The following is a 20444-nucleotide window of genomic DNA, read 5'->3' as shown; positions in this document are numbered from 1 at the left end:
GTGGCGGCAGATGGTCGGATTTCACACTCTTCACGAATTCGTGAATCAGGCGTAGTCTCGCGCGCATGGCCGATGTCATCGCCACCCGCGCACTCACGAAGCACTACGGGCGGGTCCATGCCCTCGACGGGCTCGACCTCACCGTCGACGAGGGCACGGTGCACGGCTTCCTCGGACCCAACGGCGCCGGCAAGTCGACGACCATCCGCATCCTGCTGGGGCTCGCTCGGGCCACCGGCGGCTCCGCCACGGTCTTCGGCCGCGACCCGTGGCGGGATGCCGTCGACCTGCATCGCCGCATCGCGTACGTCCCGGGCGATGTGAGCCTGTGGCCGAACATCTCCGGCGGTGAGGCGATCGACCTGCTCAGTCGCCTCCGCGGGGGCGGCCGCGACGCCGGCTACCGGGCGGAGCGGGCCCGGCTCTCCGACGCGTTCCAGTTCGACCCCCGCAAGAAGGGCCGCGCCTACTCGAAGGGAAACCGTCAGAAGGTCGCGCTCATCGCCGCCTTCGCCGTGCCCGCCGACCTGTACATCCTCGACGAGCCCACCAGCGGACTCGACCCGCTCATGGAGGTCGTCTTCCGCGACGAGATCGCCCGGGTCGCCGCCGCCGGCGCGACGGTGCTGCTGTCGAGCCACATCCTCTCCGAGGTCGAGGTGCTGTGCGACCGCGTGTCGATCATCCGGCAGGGCCGCATCGTGGAATCGGGCACCCTCGCCGACATGCGTCATCTCACGCGCACCGAGGTGTCGTTCGCGGCGACCTCCCGCGCGACGACGGATGCCGCATCTGCTCTTCCGGGCGCGGAGGATGTGACGCTGGACCGCGATCGGGTGCGGCTCACCCTGGCCAGCGACCGCGTGACCGCGGCGCTCCCACAGCTCGCGACGCTCGGTGTGGAGGGACTGCGCATCGCTCCACCGTCGCTCGAGGAGCTGTTCCTCCGGCACTACGGCGACGCCCCCGCGCAGGCGACCGGGCGATGAGCGCTCTCGCTCCCCTGCTGCGTCAGCGCGCTCGGCGCGACCGCGTGCAGGTCGTGCTGTGGGCGGGCGGCACCTTCGCCCTGGCGGCCGCCGCCTATCCGGGTGTGTCGTCGTCCTACGGCGACGCGCAGGAGCGCACCGCGCTGCTCACGACCGTCATGGCCAACCCGGTCATCCTGCTGTTCCGCGGTTTGCCGTCGGGGGCGGAGCTCGCCCAAATGGTCGTGTTCCTGCTGCTGCCGTGGCTGCTGCTGCTCGCGGCGCTCATGAGCACCTTCCTCGCCGTGCGTCACACCCGTGCCGACGAGGAGTCCGGTCGCATGGAGCTGCTCTCGGGCACCCCGGCCGCCCGCTGGAGCCCCACCGTCGCGACCCTCGTCCACGGCGTCGCGGCGAACGTCGTGCTCGGTGCCCTCGTCTTCATCGCCTTCCTGAGCGCGAGCGGACAGCCGTTCGGATCCCTGCTCGTGGCGACGTCGTGCACGCTCACCGGCGTCGTCTTCCTCACGATCGCCCTCCTCGCTGCGCAGGTGATGCCGACCTCGCGGGGCGCGAACGCGCTCGCCGTATGGGTGCTCCTCGGGACGTTCATGCTCGCCGGCGTCGGCAACGCCCTGGGCACCCCCAGCGACGACCTCACCCGCATGCAGAGCTCGTGGCTGACGTGGCTCTCGCCGTTCGGCTGGGCGGAGAACGTGCGCGCGTTCGACACGGACACCGCCGCACCGCTGCTGCTGCTCGCCGCCGTCGCGGTCGCCTTCGGGGCCGTCGCCCTCGCATTGCAGGGGCGCCGCGACGTGGGCGGCGCATTCCTCCCCGAGCGCGTCGGCCGCGCGGACGCGCGCGCCGGCTTCGGCTCGTCGCCGGCCCTCGTCATCCGGCTCGCCCGGACGTCCGTCGTCGGCTGGCTCATCGGCGGACTGCTCGTGGGGCTGCTCGCGACGTCACTGGGTGGCGTCGTCGACGAGATCGGCGGCGGGAACCCGGCCGTCGCCGACGTCATCGCACGCCTCGGCGGCGACGCCGACGACCTGCGACTGGGCATCGTCGTCGTCTTCTTCGTCATGCTCGGGGTGCTCGCGGCGTGCGCGGGAGTGCAGACGGTGATCCGCGCCCGACAGGAGGAGGCGCGCGGTACGGCTGAGGTCGTGCTCGCCGAACCCGTCACCCGCGTGCGGTGGCTCGCCGAGTACGTGGTCGTCGCGCTGGCCGCCGCGACCCTCACCTGCCTCGCCGGTGTCGCCGGCGCCGCGCTCGGGGCGCTCGGCAGCACCGACCCCGGACCGCTCGTGCGGGAGGCGGTGGTCGCCGGCGCCGGACAGATCGCCGCCGCGTGGGTGTTCACGGCGCTCACGGCCCTCGTCTTCGTGCTCGCACCGCGGCTGACGATCGCCCTCGGCTGGGTGCTCGTGATGGTCGCCGCGATGATCGGGCTGTTCGGTCCGCTGTTCGGGATGGACCAGGACCTCACCGGGATCTCGCCGTTCGCCGCCGCGCCCGTGCCGACCGGCGACGGCACCGATGTGCGCGGCCTGTGGTGGCTCGCCACGGTGGCCGTCGCCTGCAGCGCACTCGCCCTCGGCCTGATGCGCCGACGCGAAGTGGCGGCCGGCGAATGAGCGCGCGGGACCGCGAAGACGGGCATCCCGGAGCCGGACCCGCCGAGCAGGCCGCGGCGATGATGACCGCGGCCGGGATGGCGCGGATGCCCGCGCGCGTCATGATGGCCCTCGTCGGATCGCCCGACGCCGGCTACACCGCCGCCGAACTCGCCGACCGCCTGGGCGTCTCCCCCGCCGCCGTCTCCGGCGCGGTGCGGTATCTGCAGTCGATGCGGATGATCGACCGGCTCTCCCGGGCCGGCGACCGACGCGACCGCTACGACCTCGCCGACGACGCGTGGCACGGCGTCGTCGCGGGCAACGCGCCGATGTACGTGCGCCTCGCCGACCTCATGGACGCGATCGCCGACGAGAACGCCGACGCCCCGGCATCCGTGCACCGCGCCCGTGAGACCGCGTCGTTCCTTCGCTATCTCGCCGAACGGATGCCGCAGCTGGCCGACGAGTGGCGGGCACAGCGCGCCACCTCGACTACCGTCGAAGGGTGAGCGAGTCGTCCTACACCGTGGCCACCGACGGCGCCTGCAAGGGCAACCCCGGACCGACGGGATGGGCATGGGTCGGCGAGGACGGGCATTGGGCGGCCGGGTCGATCGTGTCGGGCACGAACAACATCGGCGAGCTCATGGGCCTTCTCAAGGCCATCGAGGACCACCCCGACGTCGAGCACCTCACCGTGCAGGCCGACTCGAAGTACGCGATCGACACGTACGAGAAGTGGATGGACGGCCATCGCCGCCGCGGCTGGAAGACCTCGACCGGCGCCCCGACGAAGAACGTCGACATCCTCGAGCAGCTCATCGCGGCGCGGGACGCCCGCCGCGCGGTCGGTCTGCCCGATGTCGTGCTCGAGCACGTGCGCGGCCATCGCGGTCACGTGCTCAACGAGTGGGCCGACGAGCGCGCGGTGCGCGGCGCCGAGCACGCCGCCAAGGGCACCGCGAGCTCATGGTCGAGCCTCGGCGGCACGCACGAGAAGGTCGACGTCAGCGCCGCCCCCAAGAAGTCCCGCTGACGCGGGCGCGCCTCAGGTCGTGCCCTCGTAGAGTCCGATGTGGTTGCCGTCGGGGTCGACGATGACCGCCCACCAGCTCGTCTCCGAGATGGGCGCCTTCGCCATCGCGACCGTCGCCCCGGCCTTCTCGGCCGCCGCGACCGTCTCGTCGATGGAGTCGACCTCGACGTACGAGCGCGGCTGCTCGAATCCGTCGCTGCGCGGGGCGAGCCCGCCGCCGGAGATCTTGTTGGGTGCCTGCCACATCGGGTAGCCCTCGTAGCCGGGCACCTCCGCGATCGTCCAGCCGAACAGGCCGGAGTAGAACTCGGACGCCTTCGCGAGGTCGGAGACGGGGATGTCGATGTGCGTGATGTCGCCGTGTGCCATGGTGGCTCCCTTCCGCGGCGAGTCTCCTCCCCGCCTCGGACACCGGCAAGGCCCCGGCACCCGGGGGCGGGCGCTCACACCTCGGCGATGAGCTCGGCCAGCCTGTCCAGCGCGGGCCGCTGACCGGCGACCAGCCGCGGGCGCGCCTCCTCGACCGGCATCCACTCGACCCGATCCACCTCGGGGAACGACGCGCGGCGGCCCGAGCGGGGCGGCCACTCCATCTCGAACTCGCCGAACACGGCGTCGCCCACCTCGAACCCGGCGCCGTCGGCGACGAAGACCGTGACGCGCTTGCCCGAGCCGTAGACGAAGGTGCCCAACAGCGCGTAGTCCGCGTCGGGCGGCGCCAGGCCGAGCTCCTCCGCGAACTCGCGCTCGGCGGCATCCAGCACGTCTTCGTCGTCGTCGATCTCGCCCTTGGGGATCGTCCAGGCGCCCTCGTCCTTGCGCGCCCAGAACGGTCCGCCCATGTGCGCGACGAGCGCCGACACCCCGCCGTCCGGTTCGACCCGGTACAGCAAGATGCCGGCGCTCGATGCGGCCATGCCGGTCAGGCCGGACGGGACTTCGGCGACACCTCGTAGGTCTTCTCGGGGTCGATCTCGGCGACGCCCGACAGCGCCGCGTTGACGGCCTCGTACGCGGCGTCGTCGAGCGTGATCTCGGAGGCCTTGACGGTGTCTTCGAGCTGCTCGGGGCGCGAGGCGCCCACGAGGGCGGCGGCGATGTTCGGGTTGTGCAGCACCCAGGCCAGCGAGAGCTGGGCGACGGTGATGCCCGCCTCCTCGGCGATCGGGGTGAGCTTCTGCACGGCCTCGAGCACGTCGTCGCGGAGGAACCGCTTGATGAAGTTCGCGCCGCTCTTCTCATCGGTCGCGCGCGATCCCTCCGGCACCGGCTGACCGGGCAGGTACTTGCCCGTCAGCACGCCCTGGGCCAGCGGCGACCAGACGATCTGCGAGATGCCGAGCTCCTCGCTGGTGGGGATGACGCGGTCCTCGATGACGCGCCACAGCGCCGAGTACTGCGGCTGGTTGGAGACGAGCTGGAACCCGAGCTGCTTCGACAGGGCGTGACCCTCGCGCAGCTGCTCCGCCGTCCACTCGCTCACGCCGATGTAGAGCGCCTTGCCCTGGCGCACGATGTCGGCGAAGGCCTGCATCGTCTCTTCGAGCGGGGTCTCGTAGTCGTAGCGGTGAGCCTGGTACAGGTCGACGTAGTCGACCCCGAGGCGCTTGAGCGACCCGTTGATGCCGTCGAAGATGTGCTTGCGCGAGAGCCCCTGGTCGTTCGGGCCCTTACGCCCGATCGGCCAGTAGACCTTCGTGAAGATCTCCAGCTGCTCGCGCGGCTGACCCTTCAGCGCCTTGGCGAGCACGACCTCCGCAGCCGTGTTGGCGTAGGTGTCGGCCGTGTCGAAGGTCGTGATGCCGAGGTCGAGCGCCTTGTGCACCGTCGAGATCGCGGCGTCGTCGCCGACCTGCGAGGCGTGGGTCACCCAGTTGCCGTACGTGATCTCCGAGATCTTGAATCCGCTGTCACCGAGGTAGCGATAGTTCACCATGCCTCCACGCTAGCGGCGCGCCGGCACCGGCGGGCCGGTCTCGGCGCGGCGAGAAACCACCGACGTCACGAGACATCGGTGCAGCACGTGCGCGTCGAGGCGAAAGTGATTTCTCACACCACGGACGCGCGGGTCAGTCGATGAGGACGGATGCCGCCGCGGCCTCGTCCTCGGCGGTGGCCACGAGCTGTCCGCACGCGCCGTCGATCTCCTTGCCGCGGGTGTCGCGCAGGGTCGTCGGGATGCCGGCCTCGTTGAGCCGGCGCACGAACTCGTTCTGCACGTCGAGCTCCGACGAGGTCCACACCGAGCCCGGCGTCGGGTTCAGCGGAATGGGGTTGACGTGCACCCAGCCGCGGCCGCGCGCGTTGAGCTTCTCGGCGAGAAGGTCGGCGCGCCACGCGTGGTCGTTCATGTCCTTGATCAGGGCGTATTCGATCGAGACGCGGCGGCCGGTCTTGTCGAAGTAGCCACGGGCGGCGTCGAGGGCCTCGTCGACCTTCCACTTCGAGTTGATCGGGATCAGCTCGTCGCGCAGCTTGTCGTCGGGCGCGTGCAGGGACAGGGCGAAGGTCACCGGGATGTCCTCCTCGGCCAGCCGCACGATGTTCGGCACGAAGCCGACGGTCGACACCGTGATGCCGCGAGCGCTCATGCCCATGCCGTGCTTCTTGTCGACCATCGTGCGCACCGCCTGCATCAGACGGTTGTAGTTCGCGAGCGGCTCGCCCATGCCCATGAACACGATGTTCGAGACGCGCTCGCCCTCGTGGCCGACCTTGCGCGGGTCGCCGAGGCCGCCGTCGGCGATGAGCCGGTTGGCGCGCACGACCTGCTCGATGATCTCGGCGGCGGTCATGTTGCGCGTGAGCCCGGCCTGCCCCGTCGCGCAGAACGGGCAGTTCATGCCGCAGCCGGCCTGCGACGACACGCACAGCGTGATGCGGCCCGGGTAGCGCATGAGCACCGACTCGACGAGCGAGCCGTCGTGCAGCTTCCAGAGGAACTTGATCGTGTCGCCGCGGTCGGTCTCGAGGCGGCGCACCTCGGTGAGCAGGCTCGGCAGCAGCTGGGCGACGAGCTCCTCGCGGCCGGCGGCGGGCAGGTCGGTCATCTGCGCCGCGTCGGAGGTGTAATGCTGGAAGTAGTGCTTCTCGATCTGCCCGGCGCGGAAGCCGGGCAGGCCCAGCTCCTTGACCTTCTCGACCCGCTGTTCGGGCGTCAGGTCGGCGAGGTGCACCGGCGGCATCGAGCGGCGCGGGCTCGCGAACTGCAGAAGCGGGCGGCCGTCGGCATCCTTCTTCTGCTCCCACCCCTCCGTGCGGGGGCGCGTCTGACGCGGCTTGGTCGCGCGCACGGGAGTGGAGTCGGTCATACCCCCAGGGTACCGCCGCGTCCTGGGGGATCCGCCGGAACGAACGCGTCGGAGGCGACGAGCAGCGGGGGGCGCCGGAACACACCCCAGACGCACGTGGCCGCGAAGGCGATCGCCGATGTGAGGACCACGCAGGCCAGATACCGCACGCCCAGGCCCGGAGTGATCGAGGCGAAGCCCAGAACCCCCGCCGCTCCGAGCGCGACCGCCTCGACGTCCCCTGTCGCCAGCAGTGCCCCGCCGACCGCGGACGAGGCCACGGCGATGACGAAGGGGAACTGGAGCCGCAGATTCACGCCGAAGACCGCCGGCTCGGCGATGCCGAACGACGCCGGGACGCCCGCAGCCCCGGCGATAGCGCGGAGCCGCGAGCCTCGGCGGGCGAGGAGAGCCACCGCGAAGCACGCGCCCGCCTGGGCGAGGTTGGCGACACCTGCGACGGGGAAGATGAACGATCCCCCGCCGGCGATCAGCCCGAGTTCGAGCGAGACGAGGCTCTGATGGAGTCCGGTGACGACCAGGAGCGGGTACAACGCGCCGATGAGCGCGCCGCCCAGGAGGCCGGACGCGTGGTAGACGGTCGAGATCAGCGTCGCGAACGCGTCACCCAGAAGCCGGGCCGCCGGGCCGATGACGAGAAAGGCGAGTGCGCCGGTGAACAGCAGGGTCAGCATCGGCACGAACAGAAACGACGCCGCGCCGCGCAGACTCTGTCGCAGCCCGCGCTCGATCGCGGCGAGCACCGCGGCCACGACGATCACGGGTACGACGGACCCCCGGTAGTCGACACCGAGCACGTCGATTCCCGCGAGGGTCCAGCTGCCCCCGCCCTGCAGTCGCAGCGCGGGAAACGCGCCGCTGTCGACGATGAACGGCGCAGCGACGAGCGAAGCGCCCATCGCCGCACCGAGGTAAGGGCTCGCCCCGAACCTGCTCGCGGCCGAGAACCCGATGAGCACCGGCAGCAACGCGAAGACGCCGGTGCCGATGATGCCGATGAGGGCGGCCGGGCCGGAGAACCACGGCAGAACGGTGATGACCGCGTCCGCGCCGAAGATCCGCGGCGCGCTGATGAGGTTATGGAGGGCGAGGAGCAATCCTCCGGCCACGAAGACAGGCAACAGCGGTGTGATGATGTCGATGAGAAGGTGGACCGGCGCGAGGATCGTGCGCGCAGCGCGTCTCGGGCGCGAGACGTGGATCCGGTGGGAGTCCAGATCGCCCGCTCTGTCTGGCTCGGGGGACGCGTCGACCGGCGCGTCATGCGACGGTGCGGGCGCGGGTCGTGCCCCCTCCGCGACGCGACGCTGGAAGTCGGCGTGCACGGCCGCGACGGCGCCGGGCCCGACGACCACCTGGATCTGATCGCCCGAGCGAGCGACCCCGAGAACCCCGTGCACACGGGCGACATCCTCCGGTGCCGCGCGGTCGCCGTCGGCGAGCGTGATCCGCAGCCGCGTCGCGCAATGGGTCGCGACGACGATGTTCTGGGCGCCGCCCAGGGCCTGGAGAATGCCTGCCGCGATCTCTTCCTGCACCCGGTCGTCGCCTCCCCCCTCGCACCCCGTGTCTCGCGCACCACAGTAGTCACTCGCGGGGACACGGACGACCCCCGAGAGCTACAGCCCCGGGGGTCGTCGTGCGGCGTGCGGGCCGCGTCAGGCGATCATCGTGTGGGACGCGGATCGCTCGTCGCCGCGATGTCGTGCGCGTAGTTCGATGGGATATCGGCCCACTGACCGAGCCCGTTCGTTCCGTAGGACCGGTCGACCGTCACGTCGGAGCCGGAGATGTCGACTCTCACGGTGGGCGCGAGGGTGCCGCCGCGGACGAAATCGTCGGACGTCCCGATCGTGTCGATGAAGGACTGGACCAGCCCGCCCGGCATGACGTAGTGCGAGTACGCCTGGAACTGGCCGGGATGCTGATTGAAGTCGGGAGCGAAGGGGGCGCCGGCTGCGAAGTTCAGGTTCGACGGGCTGCCGAGAGCGAGCCCCGACCCGCGATTCACGGGCTGGTAGTCGCTGCGGACGCCGTCGCCGACGAAGCCGTACACACCCTCAGGGCCGTCGATCCCGGCCGCGTACGTGCCACGGTGCGTGATCGTGAACAGATAGTACTTGCCGTCCTTGATGTAGATCTGAGGGCGTTCGGTCTGATCGTTCACGCAGTTCGCCGAGAGGATCGGCGGCAGGAAGGTCCACTCGGTCAGCGCTGCGTTGTCGGCGACGGCGAGCCCGACGTTGGCGAGCTGGTAGTGCGCGCCGGCGTCCATCACCTCTGCGGCTGTCTCCGTGTACGGATCTCCCTCTCGGTAGCCCATGTCCTCCTCGGTGCACACCCGCTCGCCACGCGGAGCGGCGGTGTTGCCCTCGAACACCATGTAGGTCTTGCCCGGGTGCGCGGGGTCTTCGAAGGTGAACGGGTCGCGGAAATTGAAGAACTCGTTCTGCGCTCCGGTCTGGTAGTACTCGCCGTCGGCCTGCAGCATGTCGTGCTGGTCGCGGAAGCCCGTCATCCAGACGCCGTTCTCGTCGGCGAACAGACGCCCCTCGCTCTGCACGATGCGCGGGTCGTATGGCTTCCGATTGCTGCCGTCCTCGTTGCGGTAGAACGCGACGGCGGTGTAGAAGATGCGCAGTTTGTTGCCGTCGAAGATGCGCGTGGACCCAGACCACTCGGTCTGGTGGCTGAACGACTGGTCCTCGAAGATCGCGCCCGAAGCGCCATCGGGGAAGACGTGGCCGCCGTAGGTCCACCCACCGTCCGCGGGCCGCTCGGCGACGTTCGCCTTGCGGTAGAAGTATCCGAGGCGCGCATAGGTGTGCCGGTCGTCGAAGCCGAGACTGCGGTCGGCGACGAGCGAGAAGACGACCTCCCAGCCCTTGAAGCTCGGCTGGTCGCTCGTGCCGTCGGTGAGCGTCCAGCTGTCCCAGACCCACACCTGATCGTCACTCATGTCGGGGAAGTCCTGTGGCACCGTCGGCATGGTGTACTCCTCGGGCAAGGAGTTCTCGCGCGGCGCCGCATCGGGGTCGCTCATCGCGGCGATCTGCCGCGCGTCGGCGCGGGTCCATTTGGCGGTGAAGTCGTCGGTGGGCTCGTACGCCTGCTGCGTGTGCTCGGTGGGCGCGGGGAAGCCGGGAACGGCATCCGTCTCGTCGGCGGAGGCGGGCGCCGCGGCGAGGAGGGTCACGGCGGTGGCCGCGGCGGCGAGGAACGCCGCCGCTTTCCGCGCCGAGCGCCGTGTGGTGCGCGTCGTAGTGGTCACGTCTGTCTGCTTTCTGGAAGGACGATAGGCGTGGTCATGGGCTCTCGATCAGGAGAGTAGACGTCGATACGAGATCTGTCAAACGTTTGACATATCAGCCCGATCCTTGCAACACTTGTCGTGGCGGCCGCTTCCGCGGCTCCCGTGGTCTCACTCTCTCCGGGCTCATCCCGCCCATTCCACCTCTCACGCAGCGACGCGGGCGGCATTCGCTGCACGCCCGGTCGCGCTCGCATCCAACAGGAGTGCCATGTTCCTTCTCGACTCTCCGCGGTCACGCCGCGCCCTGCTGGTCGGCCTCGCGCTCGGCACCCTGGCGGCTCCCGCCGTCGCGGTGTCCGCGTCCGCCGCCGCCGACGTCTCCACTCTTGAATCCGGCAGCGTCGAGGCCGCTGCCGCCACCCTGATGGGCGACAACGTGAGCCTCGTCGCCGCGACCGTCACCCACGGGCGCGACGTTCAGCTCGGCACCTTCTCGGGTCTCGCGCTCGCTCCGGAGATCTCCTCCGGCGTCGCGCTGACGACCGGCTCGCTGCGCGCCGCCGACCCCTCTGCGACCGCCGACGTCGATTTCACGACGTCGGCGCTCACGGGCCCGAATACCAAGGCCACGACGACGGGCGACCTCGGCGGTGACGGCTCCCCCGAGCTGACGGCGCTCACCGGATCGACCACCTACGATGCGGCTCAGCTTGCTCTCACCGTCGTGCCGGCGGGCAACACACTGTCAATCGTTTATCAGTTCGGCAGCGAAGAGTATGCCAACTGGGCGGAGCAGGACTACACCGATGCCCTCGGCATCTTCGTGAACGGAACGCTGTGCTCGCTCGTCGGGAGCGACGCAGCCGGGATCGGCTCGATCAACGCCACGACGCAGAGCGAGCTGTTCGTCGACAACACCGACGGATCGAACGACACCGAGATGAACGGCTATACGACGGCCCTCACCTGCACCGCAACGGTCGAGCCTGGTGTCGAGACCACGATCGTGGCCGCTGTCGCGGACACGGTCGACGGCCAGCTCGACACGACGCTGCTCCTCGCCGCTGCGGGGATCACGTCCACGCCCGCGCCCGCCACCCCGACGCCCGCCCCGACCGCCCCGTCTGCCACGCCCACGCCCTCGGCGACGGACGTCGTCGGTGCAGTCGCCGGCGCCAGCACCGACGACCCCAAGCCCGGCGGTGCGCTCGCGCGCACCGGTGGTGACGGCGAGCAGCTCGCCGCTGTGATCGCGGGCGGGCTCCTTCTGGCCGCTGCGGGTGCGGGCCTTGTCATCCGCAACCGCCGCCGCACCGGGCGGGAAAGCGGCGCATGACCACCCGCAGCACTCGCTCGACCCATCTGAGCCTGGCCGCGCTTCTCATCCTCGGCGGCCTTGCCTGCGCCACCCCCGCGTGGGGTGTCGCAGGCGCGGCCCTGGACGCAACGACACCCACCGCGATCACCGCCGGTGTCGTTGCGCTCGGCACCGCTGCTCGACTGCGCCGAGGAGGCCACCGCTCATGACCGACGCCCCCGACCCGACCTCTGCCCCCACGCACCCGCGACTGCGCATGCTCGTCGTCTTGCTCGGCGTCGTCGCAGCGGTCGCGGTCGGGGTGCTCGTCTTCATGCTGTCACCCCGTCCGCACATCCCCACACCCACCCCCACCTCAACCTCCAGCCCCTCGGAGGCCCCCGGAACCGACGAGTTCGCACGCCCCTCATCGTGGGAGCAGTACCGCCCGTCCTTCCATCTGACGCCGCCCGCGCACTGGATGAACGACCCGCAGCGACCCATCTACCTCGATGGCCTATGGCACCTCTATTACCTCTACAACGCCGACTATCCGACGGGAAACGGCACCGAGTGGTACCACGCGACCTCGGAGGACCTCGTCCACTGGAAGAACGAAGGGGTCGCGATCCACAAGTACGAGAACGGGCTGGGCGACATCCTCACCGGAAGCGCCGTGATCGACGAGGCCGGCACCGCCGGCTTCGGCCCTGGGGCTGTCGTCGCCCTCGTCACCCAGCAGGACGACGGCGTGCAGCGGCAGTCGCTGTTCGGGTCGACTGACGGCGGATACACGTTCACGCCCTACCCGGGGAACCCTGTGATGGAGAATCCCGGCATCACCGACTGGCGCGACCCGAAGATCATCCGCGACGAGTCCGCCGATCGCTGGGTCATGGTGCTCGCCGAGGGGCAGCGACTCGGCTTCTACACGTCGGACGATCTCGTCTCGTGGACGTACACCTCGGACTTCTCGTCCGACGCCCTGGGACTGCTGGAATGCCCCGACCTGTTCGAGATGGTCGACCCCGTCTCAGGCCGTCGCACGTGGGTGCTGGCGGCGAGCGCCGACGGAGCCGCCGAAGGGCGCGCAACCGGCCTCGCGTACTGGACGGGATCGTGGGACGGCGAACGGTTCACGGCGGATGACGAAGAACCGCAATGGCTCGACGACGGCGCCGACTTCTACGCCGCCGTCACATGGGACGACCCCTCGCAGACCGACGAGGACCGGCTGAGCACGCGCTACGCGCTGGGCTGGATCAACAACTGGACCTACGCGCGCGACCTCCCGACGACCGACTGGCAGGGCGGTGCTTTGTCGACGACCCGCACGATCAGACTCGCCGAGGTCGACGGACGCCTGCGTCTGCAATCGACCCCCATCGAGGCGCTGACGACGTTGGAGGGGGACGCCGAGGCCGGTGAACCGCGCGTCATCGAGCCGGGCGGGATCCACGCACTCGACGTACAGCCCGGCACTCCGGCATATCGGCTGCGCATCTCCTTCGAGCGCCCGGCATCGGGCGAGTTGCGCCTGCGGCTGGCGGACGATGACGAGCACGCCGTGACGGTCGGCTACGACGCGACGCGCGGCGAAGCGTTCATCGTACGCGGAGCGAGCCCGGCCGCCGACTTCCCCGCACTGTACGTCGCTCCGCAGACCGCCCCGTCACCCGCCGATGCGCAGCGCAGTGCGGATGCCGCGGGCGAGCTCGTCACGATGGACCTCCTCGTCGACGCGTCGAGCGTCGAGGTGTTCGTCAGCGACGGGTCGTCGCTGACGAGCGCGATGTATCCGAGCAACACGCTGCGGGTGACCGCTGAGGCAGTCGGAGCATCGTTCCGCATCGACGCACTGTCGATCGCCCCGATGGCGATCGCCATCTCGGGCTGAGTCAGCTCGTCCAGCCGAGCCGCAGCTCCACGGGCAGCGGCGGCTCGGCCGGCGTCAGCCGCTCAGGGTCCTCGATCCGGTCGGCGACGAGATCGGCGGCGCGGCGGCCGAGGCGGGCGATCGGCTGGATGACCGTGGTGAGTCCCGGCATCCCCCACCGCACCACAGCCGATCCGTCGTACCCGACGATCCGCAGATCGCCGGGAACCGACCGACCGGTCTTGTGCGCCCATTCGAGCGCCATGAGCGCCGTGAGGTCGTCAGTTGCGAACACTCCGTCGGCGGCGGTCTCGGACAGCCAGGTCTCGACGAGAGCACGCCGCTCGTCGATGCCGGTGCTGTAACCGTATGCACGCACGCGCGGCGCGAGGCCGTGAGAGGCCATCACCTCACGGTACGAGGCCGCGCGGTCGTTGCCTTCGTGATCGGTCGCGGTGACGAGGACCGGCGCTCTCGCTCCGCGGGCGAGCAGGTGCTCGGTCGCCAGACGCCCACCGGTGCGATTGTCGCCGCGGACGATGGGGATGCCGCCGCCCACGCGACGATCGACGGCGACGATCGGAAGGTCGGCGTCTTCGTAGGCGGTGACGCCCCGGTTGTGCGTCGAGGTCACGATGCCGTCGACCCTGTTCGCCTGGAGGAGGTCGAGGTACTCCGCCTCGCGCTCCGGGTTCTCCTGACAGTCGCACAGCAGTGTCTTATAGCCACGCTCGGCGAGCCCGTGCTCGATCGCGGCGACGAGCTCGCCGAAGAACGGGTCGGCCACCGTCGGAACGATGACCCCGATGAGGCCGGAGCGGCGCCGGATGAGCGAGCGGGCGATCGCGTCGGGGCGGTAGCCGAGCTCGTCGATGGCGGCACCGACGCGGGCGCGCACGTCGTCGCTCAGATAGCCCCTGTTGTTGAGCACCCGCGACACGGTCGTGACCGAGACGCCGGCGCGCGCGGCGACATCGTGCAGCTTCGGTCTCGCCATGTCGCTCTCTCCCCGGCATCCGTCACGACGTCTCGGGAACGGGTCAGATGCGCTGCTTCGACGCTAGCCCATCCCGCGCGGTCCGCGGCCGCACGGCGTCAATCGCTCAGAATGACGTGGTCCACCATCAGGTGCCCCCACTCCCCCGTGTTGTCATCGAGGATCTGCAGCTGCGCCGTGCGGCCGGCGAGATCGCGCACATCCCACGCGACCGGGCGCAGCTGCGCAGAGTCCTCGCCGGTCGCGGAGCGCACCGGCGATCCGTCGATGAGCAGCTGCACGGATGTCGCCGGCTCGACACCCAGCGGGTTGTCTCCCCCGCCGATCAGGAAGTGCAACGTGTGCCGATCGATGGTGAACGGCGGCGAGGTGACGACGCCCGTCGCGGAGTCCGCCCCGGCGTAGGTGTCGGCGACCTTGGCGCCGACCTGCCCGCGCAGATCCGACGGTGTCGGAGCCGTCGCGGCGAGGCCGTCGGTCGCCGTCCACCCCTCGCCCCAGGCAGCCCCCTCGAAGTCGGCGATGACGCGGGCCGGCCGCTGCGCGAGATCGGCGAACTCGGTGATCTCGACGTCCTGGAACACGGCCGCTCCGCCGGATGTGTACAGGGCGAGACCCTGATCGGCTGCCGGCGCGAACACCTGGCTGGAGTGGGTGTAGCGGCCGTCGTCCACGAACATCTCGATCGTCGTCCGGTCGACCAGGATGCGCAGCTCGACCGTCGAGGCGTCGTCGAACGGCGTGCGACTCTCGACCTTCCACGACGGCGGATGGTCGGTCTGACCGCGGTTGAGGTAGGCGTAATCCTGGGTCACTCCCGCGTCAGCGTGGCGACTGCCGTCGGCCGAGCGTCGCAGCTGGATGCCGATGTTCGTCGCGTCTTGCCGTGACACGCGCGTCGTGAGCTGATACGCGTCGCCCGTGTAACCGAGCTCTCGGAACCCGTCGACCGTCACGTCGCCGAGGCGCACCGTGCGGGTGGCGTGATCGGCGAGCGCTGCGACGGGTTGCGAGACGAGGCTGTATCCGTCGCTGCGAGCCGAGAGTCGAATCTCGCGGGTGATCGAGTCGGTTCCCGTGAAGCCGTCGCTGGCCCAGGTCGGAGCCGAGTGCGCGTAGTCCCAGTTGTTCATCCAAGCGATCGCGAGGCGCTGGTCCATCGGCGCAGCCGGGTCCTCCCAGGTGACCGCACCGTACCAGTCGAATCCGTGATCGAGCCATTGCGGCGCAGGGTCGTCGGGGACGAAGGTGGTGCCGTCGAAGGCTCCCGTCCAGTAGGCGAACGTCGCCGGCTCTCCGGTCGCGTAGCCGTTCGCGCTGACACCCATCACCCAATGCCAGGTGCCGTCGTCGGCCCGGATCCTGAAGAGGTCGGGGCATTCGATCGTGCCCATGTCGTCATCGACGTACTCGCTCACCCGTGTCCAGGTGCGCAGGTCGTGCGACGTGTAGAACGACACCCGGTCGCGTTCGGCGATCAAGGCCACCCACTGCCCCCGCTCCTCATCCCACACGACCTTGGGATCACGCACATCGCGGCGCCCCTCGCCCGGGATGACGGGCTGGTCGCCGTCGGGGCGGAATGTGCGCCCGCCGTCGACCGAGTACCACAGGAACTGCGCCTGCTGCCCTGACGCGTTCCCCGTCTGCGCCGGTGTCGGGTGGTCCATCTGCGTCACGAGCATGACGACTGCACCCGCGCCGAACCCGGCCGTGTTCGCATGGTCCACCACGACCGACCCCGACCAGAGGTCGTAGTTCGCATTCGTCTTCTTCGGCGCGGCGACCCCCTGATCGGCGAAGGAGACGGCATCCGTGCTCGTCGCGAGGCGCCATTCCGTCCCGTGGTTCGACGTCGGATCCGCGTCGTAGTCGCCGTTGTACAGGTAGTAATAGTGCAGCACCCCGTCGATCACCACAGGGCGTTGGGGATCGTTCTTCCAATGGTCGGGAACGGTGAAGTGATACCGTGCGCGCAGCGACGGCTCTCCCTCGTCGTGCGCGGCCGCCGGCGCCGAAGCGAGTGCCGTCGCCGCGACCGCAATGCTCCCGGCGACGGCCAGCAAGCGGCGGAGGATGTTCTGGTGAGGATGCGTCATCGGATCCTTCTTCCGTGTCGGTCGCGCGGTCAGATGGGCGCCGCGATGGCTCCCGACGGAGGGGCGGCGTCCGTGCCGCGCTCGGCGGCGGGGCCCTCGACGACGACGAGGCGACCGTCGCGCCACGCGACGGGCATGGGATCGGTCACGCCGCCCACGAAGGAGCCGTTCTCGTCGACGTTGCGGAAGGCGAACAGGAACCATGCTCCGTCGTCGCGCCGCTGCAGCAGCCGGCCGACGTAGAGGCTTTCATCGGTGAGCGGGTAGGCCGCGTCGATGTCGAACGGACCGGTCAACGAGCTCGCGTTGACCGCCCAGGTGCCGCCGCGGTCCTCGCGCCGCGACGGCATGGCGTGCTCGGCGAGGCACGAGAACAGCAGCACCGGACGGCCGTCCACGATTGCGGTCTGGGTCACCTCCACCTGCCCGAAACCATCGACACTCGGCATGCTCAGTGGCGGGCGCAGCTCCCACGAGCGCAGATCCGGCGACCAGGCGTGACCGACGACACCGCGACCCCGTACGGGTCCTTCGGGCGCACGGGCCGTGACGAGCATGTGCCACCCGTCACCGCCCGGGTCGGCGAACACCCACGGGTCACGGAAAGCCTCGTCGTGCCAGTCCCCGCTGGCGAGGGTCTCGTACCAGGGCGCCGCCGCCTCCAGCACCGGATCCCCGGCTTTCGTCCAGGTGACGAGGTCGGAGGACGTCGCGTACCCGATCCGCTGGATGTTCTTGCCGTCGTCGGCGAGGGTCGATCCGGTGTAGAAGAGGTACCAGGTGCCGTCGGGCGCCTGCACGGTCGAGCCGGTCCAGGTTGCGAGGTCATCGAAGGCGCGGGCGTCGCTGCGCACGAGGGCATCCGCAACCTGCGTCCAGGTGATGAGGTCGTCGGACACCGCGTGCCCTACCGAAGCCCGGTAGTGACGAGCATCGGGATCGTGCAACGCCCGCGACGCGTACAGGAAGAAGAGGTGGTACTTCTCGCCGTCGTCGGCGAACCAGTAATCCCAGACCCAGGAACCGGGGAGGTCGAACATCGATCAGCCTTTCATCGGCGCAGCCGCGCCGGGGGTGGGGGTGGCCGGAGTGAAGATGGCCGGAGCGAAGGGACGTGGTGCGGCCGGGAGGTGGGCGAGCTCGGCGCTGCGCGGCGGATCGGCACCGGGACGGCCGACAGTGATCGCGGCCGCCTCGGCCGCGCGCACCAGGATGCGGGTCACTTCCGCCTCCGTGAGCAGTCCGAGCCGCTCGCGCGCCCCGGCACCGGCGACCCCCGCCGACACGAGGCCGTCGATGAGTGCGGCCATGAACGTGTCGCCCGCCCCGACGGTGTCCACGACGCGGGCCGGGGGCGACGCGATCTCGATCTCGATCTCGCCGTCGTCGGAAACGGCGAGCGCGCCGGCGGCCCCACGGGTGACGACCACGAGCGCGGGTCCTCGCGCGGCGAGCTCGCGGGCGACGCTCTTCGCGTCGCGCTCCGGGTACAGCCACGCGAGGTCTTCGTCGCTCGCCTTGACGAGGTCGGCGCGCGCGGCCAGCTCTTCCACGCGCGTTCGGGTAGCGGCCCGATCGGGCGTGATCAGAGGGCGGATGTTGGGGTCGTAGGTGACCAGAGCGTGACCGTGCACGGCATCGAGCGCGGTGCGCGCCGCGCCCGCACCCGGCTCGAGCAGCGCACCGATCGAGCCGAGGTGCAGCACGGTGGCACGGTCGAAGACGGCAACCGTGATGTCTCCGATGTCGCCGTCGATGTCGAACCGGTAGGTCGCCGCCCCCTCCTCATCGATGTCGGCGTGCGCGGCGGCCGTCGCGCCCCGTACGGTCACGGCGTCTAGGTCGACGTCGGAGGCTGTCAGCCATGCGCGCACGCGCTGGCCGCGCGCGTCGTCGCCGATGCGCGTCACGAGCACGAGACGCCTGCCGAGCCTGCCGAGTGCGATCGCGACGTTGGCGGGGCTTCCGCCGGGGGTCTCCCGCGCCTCACCGGGCAGGTCGGCGGCACCGTGCACGAGGTCGACGAGCGACTCTCCGAGCACGACGATCCGATCCGCCGCACTCACCCCTTGACCCCGCTCGCTGCGATGCTGCTCACGAACGCCCTCTGGAAGACGAGGAAGACGATCAGCACGGGGAGCGTGATGAGCGAGGTGTACGCCATCACTTCTCCCCACGCGGTGTTGAGCTGGAAGAAGTACTGCATGCCGACCATGACGGGCCGCAGGCCTTCCTTCTGGACCACCATCAGCGGCCAGAGATACTGGTTCCACGCGGGAAGGAACGTGAGGATCGCGACCGTGGCGAACGCGGGGCCCGACAGCGGCACGATGACGCGCCGGTAGATCGTGAACCAACTCGCCCCGTCGATGCGCGCCGCCTCGTCCAAGGAGGACGGGATGGTCGAGAAGTACTGCGCGAACAGGAAGATCGAGAACGCGTTCGCGATGAACGGCACGATCTGCACCTGATACGTGTTGAGCCAACCGAAGTCGTACTTGAGGACACCGCCCTCGATCACGAGCGTCGGAAGCTGCGAGACCCAGTAGACCATCGGAACCGCGATCGTCTCGAAAGGCACGATCAGCGTCGCGATGATGAGCGCCATGACCACCACGCGTCCCTTCCAGCGCAGGCGGGAGAGGGAGAAGCCGGCCATCGAATTGACGATCAGGCCCAGGCCGACCGTGAGGACCGTGACGAACACCGAGTTGAGCAGGAACTGGGCGACGGGCACCCGGTCGAAGACCCCGAAGTAGTTGTCCAGACTGATATCGCCGACCGGCAGGAAGGCCGCGGGCGAGTCCACGTCCTGAAGGATCTGGGCATCGGGCTTGAGGCTCGAAACGAACATGAACACGAGCGGAAAGAGGAAGGCGACGCCGAAAACGGCCATCACGGCGTAGTAGACGATCGTCCCTATGCGGCCGCGGCGCGCCTGGCCGGCGGGGCGACGACGACGTGCGCGCAGCGGTACACGCCGCACCTCACTCGGTGCGGTGAGGGTTCCTGTGGCGGTCATGGTCAGTCCTTGTCTCGCGTGAGGCGGCGCTGGATGAGCGCGATGACGAGCACCGCGACGAAGAAGATCAGCGAGATCGCAGCGGCGTAGCCGATCTCCTGCTGCTCGTATCCCTTGCGCACGGCGTGATAGACGATCGTCGAGGTCGACCCGGTCGGACCGCCCTGTGTCATGACGTCGACCTGGACGAACAGACCGAGGGCGGCGATCGTGATGGTGATGAGAACGAAGATCATCGTCGGGCGCAACCCCGGCCAGGTGACGCTCGTGAACTGACGCCAGGGGCTCGCGCCGTCCATCTTCGCCGCTTCGTAGAGCTCTTCGGGGATGGTCTGCAGGCCGGAGAGCCAGATGATCATGTGGAACCCGACGGCCTGCCAGATCGACAGCACGATGATGGCCGGCAGGGCGGTCGAGGGGTTGTTGAGCCAGTCGACGCTCTGCCATGCGCCGAAGGTCAAGGTGTCGATGAACGAGTTGACGAGCCCGTCCTTCTGGTACATGAACTTCCACAGGATCGACACGACGACGATCGAAGTGACGACGGGGATGAAGAAGATCACGCGGAACGCCGTGACTCCCCGCATCCGCCGGTTCACGAGCACGGCGAGCAGCAGGCCGAGCCCCGCTTGGACGGGAACGACCGCGAGCGCGAACAGGAAGGTGTTCCACGCGGACTGCAGGAACATCGGATCGGCACCGAATGCGCGTGCGAAGTTGTCGAGCCCGACGAATCGCGGCGGGTTGGGCGAGATGAGGCGTGCGTTGGTGAACGAGAGACCGAAAGCGAGGAGCACCGGGATCACGAGGAACAGCACGAGGAGGATCCCGGCCGGCGCGATCATCGCGAAGCCCGCCCATGTCTCGCGCCCACGCGTCGAGCGGAAGCGGCGGAGGGACTGCCGGGGCTTCTCGGCCGCGGCGGTTGCAGTGGACAGCGTCATGAGAACTCTTCTTGAGTCG

At 69.8% G+C, this 20444-nt stretch carries 19 protein-coding genes; 7 read left to right on the top strand and 12 right to left on the bottom strand.

Translation table 11 applies throughout. The annotated features are described in order from the left end of the window. The first annotated feature begins 65 nt into the window (after window positions 1–65). From C7474_RS14250 to C7474_RS14235, 4 genes are read left to right on the top strand one after another with little or no spacing between them, the layout of a single operon-like run. Window positions 66–989, top strand: coding sequence for an ABC transporter ATP-binding protein (locus tag C7474_RS14250; RefSeq protein WP_121061063.1), 924 nt, complete (start codon window positions 66–68; stop codon window positions 987–989). After that, a complete protein-coding gene (locus C7474_RS14245; protein ID WP_121061061.1) occupies window positions 986–2608 on the top strand; it encodes an ABC transporter permease in 1623 nt (540 codons plus the stop codon). The genes C7474_RS14250 and C7474_RS14245 overlap by 4 nt, the downstream gene beginning before the upstream one ends. Beyond that, window positions 2605–3099 (top strand): GbsR/MarR family transcriptional regulator, encoded by a 495-nt coding sequence (locus C7474_RS14240; protein WP_121061058.1) that lies wholly within the window; start codon window positions 2605–2607, stop codon window positions 3097–3099. Before C7474_RS14245 ends, C7474_RS14240 begins: the two co-directional genes overlap by 4 nt. Continuing rightward, window positions 3096–3626, top strand: a complete 531-nt coding sequence (locus C7474_RS14235; RefSeq protein ID WP_121061056.1) for a ribonuclease H family protein — start codon at window positions 3096–3098, stop codon at window positions 3624–3626. Before C7474_RS14240 ends, C7474_RS14235 begins: the two co-directional genes overlap by 4 nt. Before the next feature lie 12 nt (window positions 3627–3638). Here C7474_RS14235 and C7474_RS14230 read toward each other — a convergent pair whose 3' ends face one another. From C7474_RS14230 to C7474_RS14205, 6 genes are all read right to left on the bottom strand, one after another. Then, entirely contained in the window at window positions 3639–3995 is a 357-nt protein-coding gene (locus C7474_RS14230; protein WP_121061054.1) for a VOC family protein, read from the bottom strand. A 74-nt stretch (window positions 3996–4069) separates the two neighbouring features. Next, complete coding sequence (locus C7474_RS14225) at window positions 4070–4543, bottom strand: NUDIX hydrolase (RefSeq protein ID WP_121061052.1); 474 nt, start codon at window positions 4541–4543, stop codon at window positions 4070–4072. Between the two features lie 5 nt (window positions 4544–4548). Next, window positions 4549–5562, bottom strand: coding sequence for an aldo/keto reductase family protein (locus C7474_RS14220; protein ID WP_121061050.1), 1014 nt, complete (start codon window positions 5560–5562; stop codon window positions 4549–4551). Window positions 5563–5695: 133 nt separating this feature from the next. After that, the gene (rlmN, locus tag C7474_RS14215) at window positions 5696–6937 is read right to left on the bottom strand and encodes a dual-specificity RNA methyltransferase RlmN (RefSeq protein ID WP_121061048.1); all 1242 of its coding nucleotides are present in this window, start codon (window positions 6935–6937) and stop codon (window positions 5696–5698) included. Then, window positions 6934–8475 carry a PTS transporter subunit EIIC gene (locus C7474_RS14210; RefSeq protein ID WP_121061227.1) on the bottom strand — a complete coding sequence of 514 codons (1542 nt, stop codon included), beginning with the start codon at window positions 8473–8475 and terminating at the stop codon, window positions 6934–6936. The genes rlmN and C7474_RS14210 overlap by 4 nt, the downstream gene beginning before the upstream one ends. Window positions 8476–8603: 128 nt before the next feature. After that, the gene (locus C7474_RS14205; protein ID WP_121061046.1) at window positions 8604–10208 is read right to left on the bottom strand and encodes a glycoside hydrolase family 68 protein; all 1605 of its coding nucleotides are present in this window, start codon (window positions 10206–10208) and stop codon (window positions 8604–8606) included. A gap of 250 nt (window positions 10209–10458) precedes the next feature. On the opposite strand from C7474_RS14205, the gene C7474_RS14200 reads away from it, so the two are divergent. The 3 genes from C7474_RS14200 to C7474_RS14195 are packed head-to-tail and all read left to right on the top strand — an operon-like array spanning window position 10459 to window position 13384. Next, complete coding sequence (locus C7474_RS14200) at window positions 10459–11526, top strand: choice-of-anchor L domain-containing protein (protein ID WP_121061044.1); 1068 nt, start codon at window positions 10459–10461, stop codon at window positions 11524–11526. Then, window positions 11523–11717 carry a hypothetical protein gene (locus tag C7474_RS15090; RefSeq protein WP_158597355.1) on the top strand — a complete coding sequence of 65 codons (195 nt, stop codon included), beginning with the start codon at window positions 11523–11525 and terminating at the stop codon, window positions 11715–11717. Before C7474_RS14200 ends, C7474_RS15090 begins: the two co-directional genes overlap by 4 nt. Then, window positions 11714–13384, top strand: a complete 1671-nt coding sequence (locus tag C7474_RS14195) for a glycoside hydrolase family 32 protein (RefSeq protein ID WP_121061042.1) — start codon at window positions 11714–11716, stop codon at window positions 13382–13384. The genes C7474_RS15090 and C7474_RS14195 overlap by 4 nt, the downstream gene beginning before the upstream one ends. 1 nt (window position 13385) lies before the next feature. Here the strand turns inward: C7474_RS14195 and C7474_RS14190 are convergent, their stop codons facing one another. From C7474_RS14190 to C7474_RS14165, 6 genes are all read right to left on the bottom strand, one after another. Continuing rightward, window positions 13386–14360 (bottom strand): LacI family DNA-binding transcriptional regulator, encoded by a 975-nt coding sequence (locus C7474_RS14190; protein ID WP_121061040.1) that lies wholly within the window; start codon window positions 14358–14360, stop codon window positions 13386–13388. A 98-nt stretch (window positions 14361–14458) separates the two neighbouring features. Then, window positions 14459–16459 carry a glycoside hydrolase family 32 protein gene (locus C7474_RS14185; protein ID WP_121061038.1) on the bottom strand — a complete coding sequence of 667 codons (2001 nt, stop codon included), beginning with the start codon at window positions 16457–16459 and terminating at the stop codon, window positions 14459–14461. Window positions 16460–16488: 29 nt separating this feature from the next. After that, entirely contained in the window at window positions 16489–17499 is a 1011-nt protein-coding gene (locus C7474_RS14180) for a glycoside hydrolase family protein (protein ID WP_121061036.1), read from the bottom strand. Window positions 17500–17502: 3 nt separating this feature from the next. Further along, entirely contained in the window at window positions 17503–18525 is a 1023-nt protein-coding gene (locus tag C7474_RS14175; RefSeq protein WP_241965279.1) for a carbohydrate kinase family protein, read from the bottom strand. Continuing rightward, window positions 18522–19481: a carbohydrate ABC transporter permease gene (locus C7474_RS14170; protein WP_121061034.1), complete on the bottom strand. Its 960-nt coding sequence runs from the start codon at window positions 19479–19481 to the stop codon at window positions 18522–18524. Before C7474_RS14170 ends, C7474_RS14175 begins: the two co-directional genes overlap by 4 nt. 2 nt (window positions 19482–19483) lie before the next feature. Beyond that, a complete protein-coding gene (locus tag C7474_RS14165; protein WP_241965278.1) occupies window positions 19484–20425 on the bottom strand; it encodes a carbohydrate ABC transporter permease in 942 nt (313 codons plus the stop codon). Between the last annotated feature and the right edge of the window lie 19 nt (window positions 20426–20444).

It is taken from the genome of Microbacterium telephonicum, from assembly GCF_003651225.1.
Lineage (GTDB): Bacteria > Actinomycetota > Actinomycetes > Actinomycetales > Microbacteriaceae > Microbacterium > Microbacterium telephonicum.
Note: the sequence above shows the minus strand (reverse complement) of the source record. Positions and strands in the feature narration are given on the sequence as shown.